We start from the raw sequence: 15,747 nt of genomic DNA on the forward strand, positions 1-15,747 counted from the left end.
GCGCTCGTCGCCGTCATGCGAAAGATGATCATCATCCTCAACGCAAGAATGCGGGAACACCACGCTAACGCGATTGACACCTAACACCGTTGCTTTTTGAAGGCGTTGTCGATGTAGTGCTGGAACCTTTCGATCGAGCCTTGCGCATCCTCTTGCAGGACATGGACCAGGTGATCGGCGGCCAGGATGTCGGTCTCGGCCTGGGATGAAAAACGCTGGGCGAGCAGCGCCGCTGTCCTTTCGGTCGTCCCTCGCAGTTCGGTGCGGTAACTTTCCGTATGGCGCCCATCTATGATGATCGCAATCGCAATCACCATCAGGGCGATCATGAATGCGATTGCAGCGGGAGCCTTCGGATGCCGAAAAAGGTGTAGAGTTTGAGAAGCGGAGGAACGCCGGAATTTCAATCGCCCGAACCCTTTTCGTTAACTTTTATGACTTGCGGGAAAAGCCTAACGGATGGGAGTTAATTTCCGATTGCCCCGGCTGCCCACAAATTTGGAAGCGATTTCCGAGGTGAGCACGCGGGCCAAATCCGGCCGATACGGCTGCGCCGCCTTCGAACCGGCTGGAGCTCTTGAAAAGCGTTAACAATCAAGTCATTACTTATACCGAAAATGTCATGGTAGCGGGCGATTTTCGCCACAATCGGGAGGCTATCTGTGCGTCGTAACGAAACAACGTCGACCTCATCAAGGCCTAAACCCATGCGTATCCTGATTGCTGCTCTGCTTGCCACTGCAAGCATGTTTTCGCCCCTGAATGGCTGGGCGCAGAGCGCTGATGTCGAGGCGACGATCAAGACGGTGGATGTGAAGGCGCTGAGCCTGACACTGGATGACGGAAAGACCTACAAGGTGCCGGAGGAATTCAATTTCGAAGGCCTCAAAGCCGGCGTCAAAGTCCTTGTCTTCTTCACCGAAGTCGACGGTCACCGGATCGTGGACGATCTTGAGATCGTCCAGTAGTTCCTAAACTCTTTCGGGTGATCTGAGCCCATGCCGCCGCTTGCTGGTCAAAGCCATTCCAGGCGGCCGCAATCCCTGTCGATCCTGAGAATGCGATCCTGCGGCGTCGGCGCGGCTGCCGCGTCGTCTTCGGAAAGATTGCCGATCAGGCGGAAGAGCGAGCGGATGACGCCGCCATGGCTAATGCATACCGTCGGTTTTTCAACCGCCTGCAGCCAGGCGCCGATGCGCCAGCAGAGAATTTCGTAGCTTTCGGCGAATTCCCCCGGCGGAATAAAGCTCCACTTTTCCTGTGCCCGGGCCATCAGGCGGTCCGGCGACATCAGGCTGATTTCCGCCAGCGTATGGCCCTCCCAATCGCCGAAGGAGAGTTCCTTCAGCCGCTCGTCGATCAGATAAGCGTTCGGATCAAGGCCCATGGCGGCGCGAAGCCGCTCCATGGTTTCGCGTGTTCGCGACAAAGGGCTGGCGATGAAAGCGAAATCTTCCGCTCGCCCGATCAGTTCTCGAAGCTTTTCGCCATTCCGGCTGGCTTGCGCCCGGCCAAGCGCGTTGAGCGGAATATCCCGCTGTCCCTGCAGACGCCCTTCGGCGTTCCAGTCCGTCTGCCCGTGGCGGATCATGTAGATAAGCACGGCAGACGTTTCCTGGTGTCGATCAGTCCTTGATGACCGAGATGTCCGGAGCATCGACGGCCTTCATGCCGACGACATGATAACCGCTATCTGCATGATGTGTTTCGCCGGTCACCGAGCGCGACAGGTCCGAAAGCATGTAGAGCCCGACATCGCCGACTTCCTCAATGGTGACGGTGCGGCGCAACGGCGCGTTGTATTCGTTCCATTTGAGGATGTAGCGGAAATCGCCGATGCCGGAGGCCGCCAGCGTCTTGATCGGGCCAGCAGAAATCGCATTCACACGGATATTCTTCGGGCCGAGGTCGACCGCAAGATATTTTACGCTCGCTTCGAGCGCAGCCTTGGCGACACCCATGACATTGTAGTTCGGCATGACCTTCTCTGCACCGTAATAGGTGAGCGTCAGCATGGAGCCGCCGTCGGTCATCAGTTTTTCCGCCCGGCGTGCCACCGAGGTGAAAGAATAGACCGAGATCTGCATGGTCTTGGCGAAATTCTCTGGCGTCGTGTCGACATAGCGGCCCGTCAGCTCGTCCTTGTCGGAAAAGCCGATTGCATGCACGAGGAAGTCGATCTTGCCCCAATGTTTTTCGAGATTGGCGAAAACCTCATCGACGGAGGCCTCGTCGCTGACATCGCAGTGGCCGGCCATGAAGGCGCCGAGTTCTGCCGCAAGCGGCTCGACGCGCTTCTTGAGCGCATCACCCTGGTAGGTGAATGCCACCTCTCCGCCTTGGCTGTGAATGGCTTTGGCAATGCCCCAAGCGATGGAACGATTGTTGGCAACACCCATGATGATGCCACGTTTGCCTGCCATGAGGCCGGAAGCCTGAACCATACATAGTCCCCTGAAACTTTAACGAATGCTGCCTATGACATAGGCAGCCCAAGGGTTCAAGCTGACTTGGATCATCTCATGTTAAAGGTCGTAATCAAGGGTGCGCGCCGGTGAAAACCGACGCAAAACTGTCATACTGGTATTAGACGTATAGCCCGTGACGCATGTGCCGCATCAGGTCGGTGACCTTCTCGTTCGGCTTTTCCCACAGCATGATCCTCAATTCGACCACGAGGTCGCCGCGTCCGCCCGCGCCGTCATACAGCCCAAGCCCGCTCATCCTTATCGTCTGGTCCGAGCCTGACCAGGCGGGAACGGAAAGACTGCGGCTGCCCTCGAGCGTTTCCACCGTAGCCTCAGTACCCAAAACCGCATCCTCGAGCGAGATCGGCAGGGTGGTATGGAGGTCGAAACCTTCGATGTGGAAATGCGGATCGCGCGCGGCCTTGAGCGCGACGAGGAGATCGCCCTGTTTCATCCCGGCCACTTTCAGGCCCTGGCCCTTCAGCCGCACCACATGCCCGTCTGTCATACCTCTTTCCAGTGTAAACCGGACCTCTCGTTCGTCCGCGAGCTTTACCGTCACCGAGGCCTGCTTCAGCAGATCGGCAACGGTGACAGTGGCATCGACGGAAAGATCCGGAACTTTTTCAGGTAAAGGGGCAGTCCCGCGTAAGCGCCGGACGAGCGAGGCGATAAGATCGACCGCCATGACGGGCAGGGGGGCTCTTTCACCGGACTGCTCGGCCTTCACACCCTCGGATGCATCCTCCGAGGTTCGAGCCTGGTTCTGCGCCTTCACCTGCTCGGCAGCCGCCGCGCCGAATATGCGCTCGATCATGTCTTCGGGGGTCTCGCCCGTCGCGCCTTGAGGATTTTCCGCCTGGCTCTGCGTGCGCTGGGCATTGGCGCGGGCAAGCTCTTCCATGACCTTTTCGGCATTGGCCTTGGCCGCCTTGGCCCGCTCGGCTGCTTCGCGCGCGGCCTGACGTTGTTGCATGATGGTCTGGTGCATCTCGGCTGCTCGATCGTAGCGTTTGCGGCGGTCGGGATCCTTCAACACCTCATAAGCCTGGCCGATTTCGGCAAAACGGCTGGCGGCGGACGGATCGTCCTGGTTGGCGTCGGGATGGACGGTCTTTGCCTTGGCGCGCCATGCCGCCTTGATTTCGTCAGCATCGGCGCTGCGCTTCACACCAAGCAGAGAATAGGGATCACGCATTGTGGGACCACCGGTTACCTGAAGCGGCGGGCCCCGCCAAAATCCTTGGACCCCCCGATACTCGTCACAACTCCGACAGCTTTCGTCAGTTCCTCGCGTCACTGAGTACAGCGTGCCTGTTCGAGGAAATTTAGGTCGGAACTCATGAATCAGAGGTTACAGGCCAAAATTCGTATTCGTTAAGGTAAACGAATCGTTTCTGCCGGCTCGTAGAGCAAGGTGATGTGCTGAAGAGGGCCTTACTGTCGGTCGAAGGCGGTCAGCATCCAGTCACCGCTGCCGGTCATGCAGGCCTGGCCGGAAAACATGGCAATGCCTTCGTAGGAATGTCTCGTGGTCGTGAAGTCGCGGCAGAGATGGCCTTCGTTGCGAGCCTCGCGGATTTTCGAAACGACGCCTGCGCTGCCGGTCACGGCATTCGCCCACGGGACCGAGGCAGCGCCGACTTTTGCAAGATCGGCAGACGTGACGGCATTGCGGACCGTCGCCTCGTCGGAAAGGTTCTCGCCGGATTCCTGCTTCGGACCGGGAACGGTTCCGGTTGAGATGCTGCGGTCTACCTTGGGGGAACTGCCGAAGAGGTCCAGACTGCTGGTGCATCCGGTAAGAGACAATCCGGCGAGACAGATGACGGCTGCACCTCGACCAAGCGCGATGGACCTCTTTGTGCGGCTCTTCGACTTTGCTATCACTACCACCTTGCGTCCTGTACGGCCAAAAAACTCGGGGCACTTTAGGGAGTATTTTATTCAATATGTCTGAAAGCGGGTTAACAACCGGTGACTTCACCGAGGAGAACGAACCTTTTGCACTCTTCGGCTCCTGGCTGAAGGATGCGGAAAAATCGGAACCCAATGATCCGAATGCCGTCGCCCTTTCCACCGTCGACGAACACGGCATGCCGAATGTCCGCATGGTGCTTCTCAAGGGTTTCGACGAGGACGGCTTCGTCTTCTACACCAATTTCGAGAGCCAGAAGGGACGTGAAATCCTCGGTCAGAAGAAGGCGGCGATGTGCTTTCATTGGAAGTCGTTGCGCCGCCAGGTCCGGCTGCGGGGGGAGGTGGACGTGGTGAGCGACGCCGAGGCCGATGCCTATTATGTGACGCGGGCGCGCGGCAGCCGGATCGGCGCCTGGGCATCGAAACAGTCTCGACCGCTGGAGGGCCGTTTCGCCCTGGAAAAGGCTGTTGCCGAATACACGGCCAGATATGCCATAGGCGACATCCCGCGACCGCCTTATTGGTCCGGTTTCCGAATCAAGCCCGTCTCGATCGAATTCTGGCACGACCGGCAGTTCCGCCTTCACGACCGGGTCGAGTTTCGGCGTGGGGTGGCGGACGGTCCCTGGGAGAAGGTGCGAATGTATCCCTGACCCGGACGGTCAGCGTGCCAAGGCGAACGGGATTCCCGAAGCCAGCGCGGAAACGTAGCGCGGCTCCTGATAATAGCCGTTGAGCGAAATGCGCGGTAGCCCCGTGAGGCGATGCCTGCTTTTATCGCACAGCGTGCCGGGCTGTGTGGTCACCGCAACCGAGAAGCCCAGTTCGCTTGCAATCAGGTGATCGCGCTCGGAAACGGCATGCCGTGTGCCGTAGGGATAAGCGATCGTGTCGGGCCGCCTGCCGGTCAGTTGCTCCACATAGTCCGCCGATTGCCGCATTTCGTCGCGAGCATCCTGCGGGGAAAGGCGGCCGACTGCCCGGTGGCTGATCGTATGTGCTCCAAGCGACGCCAGCGGATGCGCGCCAAGCAAGCGTAATTCCTTGGGCTCCATCGTCAAGTCGCTGGTGATCTCCAGCGGATCGATGCCATGTTTCCTCGCCAGCGCATCGATCCTCGCAACGGCCGCCGCCTCGTCGACACCAGCGACATAAGCTGAAAAGCGATCGAAGGCATCGAATTTGCGCGCTTCGGAGGTAAGGTCCATCGCCTCCGCTCCGTCCCCGAAATCGAATGTGACTTCCCGCTCCCTGCCCAGCAGTTCGGCAAGCGTTTCCCACCACATGGAATGCGTACGTTCCGCAAAGCCTCGCGTGACGAAGACGGTGAACGGCGCACCGTGGCGGGCAAAGACGGGAAGGGCATATTCAGCGTTGTTCTTGTAGCCGTCATCGAGTGTGAAGGCCGCAAAGGGTTGCTTCGCCGGCGCGGCAAGGCGGCCCGGCACGTCCGCGAGCGGTATGAACTCATAACCTTCCGCCGAGAGCCTTTCGATAGCCTCGCTGAGGAAATCGGGGGTCACTTCCAGATGGCCGCTCGGTTGGAGCGGGCGGTTTTTTTTCGGTCGGACATGATGGAGGGTGAAAATGGCGCCGCGGCCCCGTGCATTGGGAAACATTCCGGCCCGCGCAAGGGCAGCGGCCATGTCGAGGCCTCCGGCCACAAGGCGCCGCTTGACGTCCCGGCGCCAGAGCGCCTTCAGCCTCTCCCTCGTATTCCCCACGGTGATCACGCTCACGTCACTTCTGAGAGCGTGACCCTACTGTGTTCCGGGTTAAACCTTGCTGAAGAAAGGCAGGCAAGATTCCCGTCAGGGGCGCAAGGTGTCGAAGAGCGGAAGGCCGATGAGGGCGGCGGTCGCAATCAGGACGAAGCATATCCGCCGGAACGTCGCTTCGCTGGCGATGCCGAAAAGCCTAGAGCCGATAAACAGACCGAGTCCGTAACCGGGACCGGCAAAGAGGGCGATCAGAAGCACTTCGACAGTGAGAATCCCGCCGATCAAATAGGATGTGGCCGAGATGACGGTCGAGAGCGCGAAATAGAGGACAAGGTTGGCCCGCACGATTGTCGGGGGAATTGCGCCGCCGAGCCAATAGGCGACGACCGGCGGTCCCGACATCTGCGCTGCGCCGCCGAAAAGGCCGGCGAGGCCTCCCACTCCGATTGTCAGGTAGGTCTTCGGCCGACCATGGTAGCGCCAACCGGAGATCAGGAAGGCCAGCAGGCAGAGCACGACGATCGAGATGATCCAGCGCAGCGTGACCGAGGGCAGAAGGGCAAGCAGGGCAGTGCCTGTCGGCACACCCACCACGGCACCTGCAAGCATGGTTGCCACCTCCCGCCGATTGGCGCGTCGCCAACTGTCCGGCACCATGCCGAGGGTCATGATGCCGTCGATCACGAGGAGCAGCCCGGAAGCGATCTTCGGACCCATCGCCGCGCCGGCCAATGGCACAAATATCAGCGCCCCGCCGAAGCCGGAAAAGCCGCGCGCCAGACCCGCGATCATTGCCGCCAGGAAAACAAAGGCGAGTTGATAAGACGAATGACCCGGTAGCCATGCTTCCAGAAAGGCGGCAAACAGATCTTGGGATTCCATCGGGGAGGCCGTGATACGGATTTGAGGGATCGCCGCAACTTTCGGAATTGGTCGCCGGGTGTCAAGTAATGGCGCTGGACCTGAGGGTAGAATCGGTGCGACTTGCCGGCACAAATGGAGAACGTCATGCTGGACAAACTCGCCGGTCAGTTCGAAGCCGCCTCTGCCGGCTATGCCGAAACCCATGCCATCAAGCGCGATTCCGATTGGTTCCTCCTGAAGCTTCAGGAGGAGATGGGCGAACTGACCCAGGCCTGGAACCGATTGACCGGTCGTGGGCGCACGAAGGGACGGAGCAAGGAAGAGTTAAGCCGCGACCTGGCGGACGAAACCGCTGATCTTTTGGGCCATGTCCTGCTTTTCGCCCGCCGCAACCAGATCGATCTGGCCGCGGCGATTGAGCGGAAATGGCTTTTTACGCCGGATGCCCATTGAACGGCCGCTCGCCAAGATCCTCGAAGAATCGTAGAAGGTAACCATCGGGATCGGCGACGATGAACTGTCGATTACCGACTTCCTTATCGTCCCGGCGATACCATTTCTCTTCCGGCGCCAAATAGAGTGGGATATTCGCCGCAGCGAGCCGGACGAGAACCGGTCGGAGCGCCGGCACTTCGATCTGTAGGTTGATGCCTCGCCCGAACGGATGTTCGCGGGGAGCTTCGGGAAGGTCAAAATCGCGGCCAAGGCCAATCTGGTCGATCATCAGTTGCGCCTCCCCGAGCGCCAAGAAGGCGAAACCTTCTTCCCGCCGATCGTAGACGACCGAAAAACCGATCAAGTCACAGTAGAAATCTCGGCTTTTCCGCCAATCACTGACGGAGAGCTCGGGAATCAGCGCATTGAAGCGATGTAGATTCAAGCCTTGGTGCCGCCGACGGTGATCTGGTCCATTCTCAGATGCGGCTGGCCGACGCCGACGGGTACCCATTGGCCGCCCTTGCCGCAATTGCCGATGCCTGTGTCGAGCTTCATGTCGTTGCCGACCATGGTCACCCTTCGCATCGCGTCGGGACCGTTGCCGATCAGCATGGCGCCCTTGATGGCAGGCCCGATCTTGCCGTTTTCGATCATGTAGGCTTCCGTACAGCCGAACACGAACTTGCCGGAGGTGATGTCGACCTGGCCGCCGCCGAAGGAGACGGCATAAATACCCTTCTTGACCGAGGCGATGATCTCGTCCGGGCTCTTGTCGCCGCCGAGCATGTAGGTATTGGTCATGCGCGGCATTGGCGTATAGGCATAACCTTGACGGCGACCGTTGCCGGTCGGCTGAACGCCCATCAGCCGAGCATTCTGCCGGTCCTGCATGTAGCCGACCAGTTTGCCGTTCTCGATGAGCACATTGTAGCCGGACGGCGTGCCTTCATCGTCGATGGTGATTGAGCCGCGGCGGTTGTCGATCGTGCCGTCGTCGACAACCGTAACACCCGGAGCTGCAACCATTTCTCCCAGAAGTCCGGCAAAGGCGGATGTCTTTTTGCGGTTGAAATCACCCTCGAGCCCGTGACCGACGGCTTCATGCAGCATCACGCCCGGCCAGCCTGAGCCGAGTACGACGTCCATGGTACCGGCCGGCGCGTCGATGGCGGTCAGGTTGACCAGTGCCTGGCGAAGCGCCTCGTCGGCGCCGGTCTGCCAGTTGCCTTCCGTTACGAAATCGCCGAACCCGATGCGGCCGCCGGTGCCGAATGAACCTGACTCCTGCCGGTCGCCGTCGCCGACGACGACGGAGATGTTGATGCGGGTCATCGGCCGGATGTCCTGTACCCGGTGGCCGTCGGCCCGCAGGATATCGACCACCTGCCAGCTTGCCGAAACGGTGGCCGTCACCTGCCGAACCTTGTCATCCTTGTCGCGCAGGTAGGCGTCGATGTCGGTCAAGAGCTTGACCTTTTCCTCGAAGCTCGGGGATCCGATCGGGTTCTCGTCTCCGTAATATTTCTTGTTGGTGCGCTGCGGAGCGGCCGCATAGGAGCCGGAATAGCCGGCCGTGACGGCCCGCACGGCATCGGCGGCGCGCGATAGTGCTGCGGCCGAAAGCTCCCCCGCATGCGCATAACCGACCGCTTCGCCGGCCACCGCGCGCAGCCCGAATCCTTGATCTGTATTAAAGGAGCCGCCCTTCAGCCGTCCGTTGTCGAAGGTCAGCGATTCCGCCTGGGCATGCTCCACGAACAACTCGCCGTCGTCGGCCCCGGCCAACGTCTCGGACAGGATCGAGCGCAACTTGACCTCGTCGCAGTCGAAAAGGTTGAGAAGATCGGTATTCATGGAAGGCTCCTTCGCCGGGGTCGGGCCCGAACTTTGTTCGGTCCGATGTAGGTCCCCGGGACGCCGGAGGCAAGTGTCAGGGGAGGGCGTCGTAACCCGGAGCGAAGCCGGAAAGCTCGATCGGAATGCCGACGCGATCCTGGTCGGCCGATTCGCGCAGTGCAAAGACGGCGTTTTTGCCCGCACGAAGGATGCGCATCAGCTCGTCGTCGATCTCCACCTCCACATAACAGCCTTCGGAGAAGCAGCGGGTGAAATAAGCGCGGCCGATATTGTTGTTATCGACGTAGAGCTCCATGCCGTCCTTCAGGAGAACACCGAGCGGCGCGAGGATGCGCAGGATCTTCGCCTTGCGGTCGGCGGTTTTCAGGACGACGACCGACAGTCCAACCTCAGGCCGGTCTTCGGCGATCACGTTCTGCATCAGCGCACATTGTTCGGCAGAGGCGCCCGCCGGCCTGTCGCAGATGATCGACCAGGCGCCGTGATTTTCCCGGACATTGCCGGGCGGCTGCGGCTTCTGGGCCGGTTGCGGCTGAACTCCCGGCACCGACTGGGCCGGTCCGGGGGGCTGGGGAGCCGCTGGCGAGGTCGTGCCTTGGCTTGGTTGGGGCGTCGGGCGCGGGCCAGGTTGCTGCTGCGCGAATGCCGGAAGAGATACGGCCGTCGCGAGCATTGCTGCAAAACTGGCGCGGATCAGGGAGGGACGGCCCATGGAAACCTCGGTAAGACGAATCAGTGCGGCTATTCTTGTCGCTGGCCGAACCAAATGAAAAGCCCCGCCCTCTTTCCAGCGGAGTACGGCGAAAATGGGACTCCATGACCGATGCCCTCTCCATATTGATTCACAGCTTCATAAATCTGCGGCGTTGCGCGGAATATAAGCTATGATGCATAAAAAGGGGGCGGGATGCCGGCTCGATCGCCGTTCGATGCCGGAGTTTCAGTCGCACGAGCCTACAATCGTGGCATGATTCAGCGCTCCCCGCGAGGCGCAAAAATGCCGCACGGGCTTTTCCTGCCAGATATTGCGGCGGCAGGCAAACTGTGATTGAAGCACACCATATAGCTTGGATTCTGCGTTGGGTTTGTTCTGGATCAAACGCATGGGGAGAAATTAGTGATGAACAGAGCTTTTGCAGTGATGACGGCGCTCATCTGTCTGCTCTTTGCTTCTGCCGGTTTTGCGGATCAGCCGCGTCCCTGGCAGCTTGACCTTCAGGCGCCCGCCACGCCGATCATGCACCAGATCCGGTGGTTCGAGCATTATACGCTCTGGTTCATCGTGCCGGTCACACTTCTGGTCCTGGTGCTCCTTGTCATCGTGGTCGTGAAGTTCCGCGCGAGCGCCAATCCGGTGCCGTCGCGCACCAGCCACAACACGATGATCGAAATCATCTGGACGCTTGGCCCCGTTCTCATTCTGTTTTTCCTCGCCATTCCCTCCTTCAATCTCCTGAATGCCCAGCTGCAGATTCCGCAGTCGGACATGACGGTGAAGGCGACTGCAACGCAGTGGCAGTGGAATTATGAATATGAAGGCGGGCAGGCTCCTGTCGCCTTCGACAGCTTCATGCTGAAGGAACAGGACCGCGAAGCTGCCGGCAAGACCGATATCGGCGCCTATCCGCGCCTGCTGGCGGTCGACAACGAAATGGTCGTCCCCGTCAACAAGACAGTCCGCATGCTCGTGACGGCTGCTCCGTCGGATGTCATTCACGCCTTTGCGATGCCGGCTTTCGGCCTGAAGATCGACGCGGTACCGGGTCGCCTCAACGAAACCTGGTTCAAGGCCGAGCGTGAAGGCCTCTATTACGGCCAGTGCTCGGAACTTTGCGGCAAGGATCACGCCTATATGCCGATCGCCATCCGCGTCGTCTCGGAAGACAAATACCAGGCTTGGCTTGCGCAGGCGGCTTCGGACCTGCCGGGCGCCTACAAAGCGCTCGTGGCTGCGGTCGACAAGCCGGCCGGCAATTTTGCCGTCGCCGAAAACCTATCCAAGTAATTAGAGGAGTGAGGATAATGGCTGGACATTCCGCTCACGACGATCACGCCCATACCCGCACCTCTCACGATGCGCATGGTCACGACCATCATCACGATCATTCGCACACGCCGACTTTCGCTCAGCGTTGGCTGTTTTCGACCAACCATAAGGACATCGGCACGCTCTACCTGATCTTTGCGATCATGGCAGGCATTGTCGGCGGTCTTCTCTCCGTCGCCATGCGCATGGAGCTCCAGGAGCCTGGCATCCAGATCTTCCATGGTCTGGCGTCCATGGTCTATGGTTTCCAGGGTGACGCGGCCATCGACGGCGGCAAGCACATGTTCAACGTGTTCACCACCGGTCACGCGCTGATCATGATCTTCTTCATGGTCATGCCGGCCATGATCGGCGGTTTCGCCAACTGGATGGTGCCGATCATGATCGGTGCGCCGGATATGGCCTTTCCGCGCCTGAACAACATTTCCTTCTGGTTGATCGTTCCCGCCTTCCTCCTGCTGGTCCTGTCGATGTTCGTCGAAGGTCCTGCCGGCGCGTTCGGCGTTGGCGGTGGCTGGACGCTTTATCCGCCGCTCGCGACCATGGGGCATCCGGGTCCGGCCGTCGACCTCGCGATCTTCTCGCTGCATGTCGCCGGTGCCTCTTCGATCCTCGGTGCGATCAACTTCATCACCACCATCCTCAATATGCGTGCTCCCGGCATGACGCTGCACAAGATGCCGCTCTTTGCCTGGGCCGTTCTGATCACTGCCTTCCTGCTGCTGCTTTCTCTGCCGGTTCTGGCAGGCGGCATCACCATGCTTCTGACCGACCGCAACTTCGGCACGACCTTCTTTGCGCCGGAAGGCGGCGGTGACCCGATCCTCTACCAGCACCTCTTCTGGTTCTTCGGTCATCCGGAAGTCTACATCCTGATCCTGCCCGGCTTCGGCATCGTCAGCCATATCGTATCGACCTTCTCCAGGAAGCCGGTTTTCGGTTACCTCGGCATGGCCTATGCCATGGTGGCGATCGGTGCCGTCGGCTTCATCGTCTGGGCCCACCACATGTATACGGTCGGCCTGTCGCTCGATGCGCAGCGCTACTTCGTCTTCGCGACGATGGTCATCGCAATTCCGACCGGTATCAAGATCTTCTCCTGGATCGCCACGATGTGGGGTGGCTCGCTCACCTTCACGACGCCGATGGTCTGGGCGATCGGCTTCATCTTCCTGTTCACCGTCGGTGGCGTCACCGGCGTCCAGCTTGCCAATGCCGGTCTCGACCGTTCGCTGCATGACACCTATTACGTCGTGGCTCACTTCCACTACGTTCTGTCGCTCGGCGCCGTTTTCGCGATCTTTGCTGCCTGGTACTACTGGTTCCCGAAGATGTTCGGCTACATGTACAACGAGTTCATCGGCAAGCTGCATTTCTGGGTCATGTTCATCGGCGTGAACCTGGTATTCTTCCCGCAGCACTTCCTGGGTCTCGCCGGCATGCCGCGCCGCTATATCGACTATCCGGACGCCTATGCCGGCTGGAACTACGTGTCCTCGATCGGCTCCTACATCTCCTTCGCCGGCGTGATCATCTTCCTCTTCGGCGTATGGGAAGCTTTCGCCAAGAAGCGCGTTGCCGGCGACAATCCCTGGGGTGAAGGTGCAAGCACGCTCGAATGGCAGCTTTCCTCGCCGCCGCCCTACCACCAGTGGGAGCAGCTGCCGCGCATCCGCTGAGCGGCCAAGGAACAAGATGGGGCATCGCGGCACCCGCGATGCCCGGAGATGTTAAGCAGGACGGTTCAATGACGGTTATGAGCAATCACGATGTTCTCGGCTCCGATGGAGGCGTTCGCCTTTCGGAAGCGGGTGCGCGCGATTTCTTCGAGCTCATGAAGCCGCGGGTCATGTCGCTCGTGGTGTTCACGGCATTCGCCGGTCTGATCCTCGCGCCCGGCCACATCAATCCCGTGCTCGGCGTGATCGCAATTCTCTGCATAGCAGTCGGCGCCGGCGCCTCGGGTGCGCTGAACATGTGGTATGACGCCGATATCGACGCCGTTATGACGCGCACAGCGAAGCGACCGATCCCGGCGGGCCGCGTCCTGCCTCAGGAGGCTCTCGCATTCGGGCTGACGATGTCGGTCTTTTCCGTCGCTATCCTCGGGCTTGCGGTCAACTGGTTTGCCGCGGCCCTGCTTGCCTTCACCATTTTCTTCTATGCCGTCGTCTACACGATGTGGCTGAAGCGTTCGACGCCGCAGAACATCGTCATCGGCGGCGCCTCGGGGGCTTTCCCGCCAATGATCGGCTGGGCCTGTGTCACCGGAGGCGTATCGCTCGACAGCATCCTTCTGTTCCTCATCATCTTCCTGTGGACGCCGGCGCATTTCTGGGCGCTGGCCCTGTTCAAGATGCGCGATTACGGCGCGGTTGGCATACCGATGATGCCGAATGTTGCCGGAGAGGCTTCCACGAAGATCCAGATCGTAATCTACGCGGTGTTGACCGCTGTGATTGCCGTTGCGCCGACCTTTACGGGGCTCGCCGGCTTTGGTTACGGAATTTTTTCATCGCTGCTCGGCGCGGTTTTCGTCTACTGTTCCATCGCCGTCTGGCGGATGCCGGATGGCGACCAGAAGATGATCCCGGCGAAGAAGATGTTCGCCTATTCGATCCTCTATCTGTTCGCTATCTTTTCGGCCCTTTTGGCCGATCGGATGTTCGAAGGGCTGCCCACCATTCTTGGAGGCCTGCTGTGATCGAGACCGTCAAGCTCAATGAGGCGCAGAAGAAGTCACGCCGCAACCGCAACATCGCGCTCGGCGTGCTGCTGGCCGGTCTTGTCATTCTCTTCTACATCATCACGCTTGTCAAAATCGGCGGGCTTGGGAACTAGGAGCGGGCGATGACGGAAGCCGGTCGGAATGCACAGGCAAAACGGGTAAGCAACGGCGCGATCTTCGCCGGCTGCGCCGTTTTCGTCGCCGGCATGGTCGGTATGGCCTATGCGTCGGTTCCGCTCTACCGGTTGTTCTGCCAGGTGACAGGCTACAACGGCACGACGCAACGGGTCGAGCAGTATTCCGACAAGGTCCTGGACAAGACGATCCAGGTCACCTTCGACGCCAATATCTCGCCCGGCCTCAACTGGGACTTCAAGCCCGCCAAGGCGGTGGATCCGAAGATCGGCGAGACGCTGCAGATCGAATATACGGCGACCAATCGCTCGTCGAGCGCGACGACCGGCACCGCCGTCTTCAATGTCACGCCGATGGAGGCTGGCGCCTACTTCAACAAGGTCGAGTGCTTCTGCTTCACCGAGCAGACGCTGCAGCCCGGCCAGTCGGTCACGATGCCTGTGGTATTCTTCGTCGATCCGGAGATTGCCAAGGCGGAGGAGACCAGGAATATCAAGACGATCACACTGTCCTACACCTTCTATCCGAGTGCGCCCGGCAAACCGGTCGCGGCTCTGCCGAAAGGCGGCAAGACAGTGGACAAGAAACTTTAAGAGGGTTCGCCGGTTTCGGCGAAGCAGGCATTCATCCGGGGATTCTGACATGGCCGATGCGCATCAGAAACAGCACGACTACCACATTATCGATCCGAGCCCGTGGCCGATTCTGGCTTCGCTCGGCGCCTTCGTCCTGACCTTTGGCGGCGTAGGTTACATGCGCTATCTGCATGGCGGCGAGTTCAAGCTTTTCGGCCTGAATTTCGCGACGCCCTGGCTCTTCTTCATCGGCCTCGCCATCGTCGTCTACACGATGATCGGCTGGTGGTCGGACACCATCAAGGAAGGCCGCGAGGGCGCCCATACGCGCGTCGTGTCGCTGCATCTACGCTACGGCATGATCATGTTCATCGCCTCCGAAGTGATGTTCTTCGTTGCCTGGTTCTGGGCCTTTTTCGATGCCAGCCTGTTTGCCAACGAGGCCATCCAGGCGAGCCGCGTCGAGGCCGTGGGCGGCCAGTGGCCGCCGAAGGGCATCGAGGTTCTCGATCCCTGGCACCTGCCGCTTTACAACACGATCATCCTGCTCTTGTCGGGGACCTGCGTGACCTGGGCGCACCATGCGCTGCTGCACAATGATCGCAAGGGTCTTATCTCCGGCCTGTCGCTGACAGTTGCGCTCGGCATCCTGTTTTCCTTCGTCCAGGCCTACGAATACATGCACGCTCCGTTCGCGTTCTCGAACTCGATCTACGGCGCGACCTTCTTCATGGCGACCGGCTTCCATGGTTTCCACGTGCTGATCGGCACGATCTTCCTGCTGGTCTGCCTGGTCCGCGCCATGCGCGGCGGCTTTACGCCCCAGAAGCATTTCGGCTTCGAGGCTGCTGCCTGGTATTGGCATTTCGTCGACGTCGTCTGGCTGTTCCTGTTCTTCTCGATCTACATCTGGGGCGGCTGGGGCGCACCGCTTTCCCACGGGTGATCCGGGAAGGCATGAATTTGGGAGGGCGGCGAAAGCCGCCCTTCTGCT

19 protein-coding genes are annotated in these 15,747 nt (G+C 60.0%); 9 read left to right on the forward strand and 10 right to left on the reverse strand.

What is annotated here, in order from left to right:
* Positions 1 to 80: 80 nt before the first annotated feature.
* Positions 81 to 329 (reverse strand): hypothetical protein, encoded by a 249-nt coding sequence (locus EDE05_RS21280; protein WP_134102897.1) that lies wholly within the window; start codon positions 327 to 329, stop codon positions 81 to 83.
* A 378-nt stretch (positions 330 to 707) separates the two neighbouring features.
* On the opposite strand from EDE05_RS21280, the gene EDE05_RS21285 reads away from it, so the two are divergent.
* Positions 708 to 968, forward strand: a complete 261-nt coding sequence (locus EDE05_RS21285; RefSeq protein ID WP_132408792.1) for a DUF1344 domain-containing protein — start codon at positions 708 to 710, stop codon at positions 966 to 968.
* A gap of 47 nt (positions 969 to 1,015) precedes the next feature.
* On the opposite strand, the gene EDE05_RS21290 is transcribed toward EDE05_RS21285, so the two are convergent.
* From EDE05_RS21290 to EDE05_RS21305, 4 genes are all read right to left on the reverse strand, one after another.
* A complete protein-coding gene (locus EDE05_RS21290; RefSeq protein WP_134102900.1) occupies positions 1,016 to 1,603 on the reverse strand; it encodes a histidine phosphatase family protein in 588 nt (195 codons plus the stop codon).
* A 22-nt stretch (positions 1,604 to 1,625) separates the two neighbouring features.
* On the reverse strand, positions 1,626 to 2,444 hold the full coding sequence (fabI, locus tag EDE05_RS21295) for an enoyl-ACP reductase FabI (protein WP_105373255.1): 819 nt from the start codon (positions 2,442 to 2,444) through the stop codon (positions 1,626 to 1,628).
* A 142-nt stretch (positions 2,445 to 2,586) separates the two neighbouring features.
* On the reverse strand, positions 2,587 to 3,666 hold the full coding sequence (locus EDE05_RS21300; RefSeq protein WP_134102903.1) for a DnaJ C-terminal domain-containing protein: 1,080 nt from the start codon (positions 3,664 to 3,666) through the stop codon (positions 2,587 to 2,589).
* A 239-nt stretch (positions 3,667 to 3,905) separates the two neighbouring features.
* The gene (locus EDE05_RS21305; RefSeq protein ID WP_132408798.1) at positions 3,906 to 4,364 is read right to left on the reverse strand and encodes an RT0821/Lpp0805 family surface protein; all 459 of its coding nucleotides are present in this window, start codon (positions 4,362 to 4,364) and stop codon (positions 3,906 to 3,908) included.
* Positions 4,365 to 4,420: 56 nt separating this feature from the next.
* Between EDE05_RS21305 and pdxH the strand changes: the two genes are divergently transcribed.
* On the forward strand, positions 4,421 to 5,041 hold the full coding sequence (gene pdxH, locus EDE05_RS21310; RefSeq protein ID WP_134102906.1) for a pyridoxamine 5'-phosphate oxidase: 621 nt from the start codon (positions 4,421 to 4,423) through the stop codon (positions 5,039 to 5,041).
* 9 nt (positions 5,042 to 5,050) lie between these two features.
* Here the strand turns inward: pdxH and EDE05_RS21315 are convergent, their stop codons facing one another.
* Together EDE05_RS21315 and EDE05_RS21320 are read right to left on the reverse strand one after the other, a co-directional pair.
* Positions 5,051 to 6,091, reverse strand: a complete 1,041-nt coding sequence (locus EDE05_RS21315) for a polysaccharide deacetylase family protein (protein ID WP_166675495.1) — start codon at positions 6,089 to 6,091, stop codon at positions 5,051 to 5,053.
* A 108-nt stretch (positions 6,092 to 6,199) separates the two neighbouring features.
* Entirely contained in the window at positions 6,200 to 6,991 is a 792-nt protein-coding gene (locus tag EDE05_RS21320; protein WP_134102912.1) for a sulfite exporter TauE/SafE family protein, read from the reverse strand.
* A 126-nt stretch (positions 6,992 to 7,117) separates the two neighbouring features.
* Between EDE05_RS21320 and EDE05_RS21325 the strand changes: the two genes are divergently transcribed.
* Positions 7,118 to 7,426 (forward strand): pyrophosphatase, encoded by a 309-nt coding sequence (locus EDE05_RS21325; protein ID WP_134102915.1) that lies wholly within the window; start codon positions 7,118 to 7,120, stop codon positions 7,424 to 7,426.
* Here EDE05_RS21325 and EDE05_RS21330 read toward each other — a convergent pair.
* From EDE05_RS21330 to EDE05_RS21340, 3 genes are all read right to left on the reverse strand, one after another.
* Positions 7,407 to 7,853, reverse strand: a complete 447-nt coding sequence (locus EDE05_RS21330) for a VOC family protein (protein WP_134102918.1) — start codon at positions 7,851 to 7,853, stop codon at positions 7,407 to 7,409. The genes EDE05_RS21325 and EDE05_RS21330 overlap by 20 nt on opposite strands.
* Positions 7,850 to 9,265 (reverse strand): metalloprotease TldD, encoded by a 1,416-nt coding sequence (gene tldD, locus EDE05_RS21335; protein WP_112801548.1) that lies wholly within the window; start codon positions 9,263 to 9,265, stop codon positions 7,850 to 7,852. Before tldD ends, EDE05_RS21330 begins: the two co-directional genes overlap by 4 nt.
* Positions 9,266 to 9,341: 76 nt before the next feature.
* A complete protein-coding gene (locus EDE05_RS21340) occupies positions 9,342 to 9,980 on the reverse strand; it encodes an invasion associated locus B family protein (RefSeq protein ID WP_245422951.1) in 639 nt (212 codons plus the stop codon).
* Positions 9,981 to 10,388: 408 nt separating this feature from the next.
* On the opposite strand from EDE05_RS21340, the gene coxB reads away from it, so the two are divergent.
* The 6 genes from coxB (at position 10,389) to EDE05_RS21370 (ending at position 15,699) form a co-directional block, all read left to right on the forward strand.
* Positions 10,389 to 11,273 carry a cytochrome c oxidase subunit II gene (gene coxB / locus EDE05_RS21345; RefSeq protein ID WP_112801551.1) on the forward strand — a complete coding sequence of 295 codons (885 nt, stop codon included), beginning with the start codon at positions 10,389 to 10,391 and terminating at the stop codon, positions 11,271 to 11,273.
* A 17-nt stretch (positions 11,274 to 11,290) separates the two neighbouring features.
* Complete coding sequence (gene ctaD / locus EDE05_RS21350) at positions 11,291 to 12,994, forward strand: cytochrome c oxidase subunit I (RefSeq protein WP_132408810.1); 1,704 nt, start codon at positions 11,291 to 11,293, stop codon at positions 12,992 to 12,994.
* Positions 12,995 to 13,062: 68 nt separating this feature from the next.
* Positions 13,063 to 14,019, forward strand: coding sequence for a heme o synthase (gene cyoE, locus EDE05_RS21355; RefSeq protein WP_132408812.1), 957 nt, complete (start codon positions 13,063 to 13,065; stop codon positions 14,017 to 14,019).
* Positions 14,016 to 14,156 carry a hypothetical protein gene (locus EDE05_RS21360; RefSeq protein WP_162712486.1) on the forward strand — a complete coding sequence of 47 codons (141 nt, stop codon included), beginning with the start codon at positions 14,016 to 14,018 and terminating at the stop codon, positions 14,154 to 14,156. The genes cyoE and EDE05_RS21360 overlap by 4 nt, the downstream gene beginning before the upstream one ends.
* Before the next feature lie 9 nt (positions 14,157 to 14,165).
* Entirely contained in the window at positions 14,166 to 14,771 is a 606-nt protein-coding gene (locus EDE05_RS21365; RefSeq protein WP_134102921.1) for a cytochrome c oxidase assembly protein, read from the forward strand.
* A 49-nt stretch (positions 14,772 to 14,820) separates the two neighbouring features.
* Positions 14,821 to 15,699, forward strand: a complete 879-nt coding sequence (locus EDE05_RS21370; RefSeq protein ID WP_105373242.1) for a cytochrome c oxidase subunit 3 — start codon at positions 14,821 to 14,823, stop codon at positions 15,697 to 15,699.
* Positions 15,700 to 15,747: the final 48 nt, after the last annotated feature.

This window comes from Neorhizobium sp. R1-B (assembly GCF_004368875.1).
GTDB lineage: Bacteria > Pseudomonadota > Alphaproteobacteria > Rhizobiales > Rhizobiaceae > Neorhizobium > Neorhizobium huautlense.

What these genes read in the sequence shown, in the direction of transcription:
- ctaD (WP_132408810.1), top strand. Translation starts at nt 11,291, where the DNA reads ATGGCTGGACATTCCGCTCACGACGATCACGCCCATACCCGCACCTCT.
- EDE05_RS21285 (WP_132408792.1), top strand. Translation starts at nt 708, where the DNA reads ATGCGTATCCTGATTGCTGCTCTGCTTGCCACTGCAAGCATGTTTTCG.
- EDE05_RS21300 (WP_134102903.1), bottom strand. Translation starts at nt 3,666, where the DNA reads ATGCGTGATCCCTATTCTCTGCTTGGTGTGAAGCGCAGCGCCGATGCT.
- EDE05_RS21370 (WP_105373242.1), top strand. Translation starts at nt 14,821, where the DNA reads ATGGCCGATGCGCATCAGAAACAGCACGACTACCACATTATCGATCCG.
- EDE05_RS21325 (WP_134102915.1), top strand. Translation starts at nt 7,118, where the DNA reads ATGCTGGACAAACTCGCCGGTCAGTTCGAAGCCGCCTCTGCCGGCTAT.
- tldD (WP_112801548.1), bottom strand. Translation starts at nt 9,265, where the DNA reads ATGAATACCGATCTTCTCAACCTTTTCGACTGCGACGAGGTCAAGTTG.
- coxB (WP_112801551.1), top strand. Translation starts at nt 10,389, where the DNA reads ATGAACAGAGCTTTTGCAGTGATGACGGCGCTCATCTGTCTGCTCTTT.
- EDE05_RS21340 (WP_245422951.1), bottom strand. Translation starts at nt 9,980, where the DNA reads ATGGGCCGTCCCTCCCTGATCCGCGCCAGTTTTGCAGCAATGCTCGCG.
- pdxH (WP_134102906.1), top strand. Translation starts at nt 4,421, where the DNA reads ATGTCTGAAAGCGGGTTAACAACCGGTGACTTCACCGAGGAGAACGAA.
- fabI (WP_105373255.1), bottom strand. Translation starts at nt 2,444, where the DNA reads ATGGTTCAGGCTTCCGGCCTCATGGCAGGCAAACGTGGCATCATCATG.
- EDE05_RS21320 (WP_134102912.1), bottom strand. Translation starts at nt 6,991, where the DNA reads ATGGAATCCCAAGATCTGTTTGCCGCCTTTCTGGAAGCATGGCTACCG.
- EDE05_RS21280 (WP_134102897.1), bottom strand. Translation starts at nt 329, where the DNA reads ATGATCGCCCTGATGGTGATTGCGATTGCGATCATCATAGATGGGCGC.
- cyoE (WP_132408812.1), top strand. Translation starts at nt 13,063, where the DNA reads ATGACGGTTATGAGCAATCACGATGTTCTCGGCTCCGATGGAGGCGTT.
- EDE05_RS21365 (WP_134102921.1), top strand. Translation starts at nt 14,166, where the DNA reads ATGACGGAAGCCGGTCGGAATGCACAGGCAAAACGGGTAAGCAACGGC.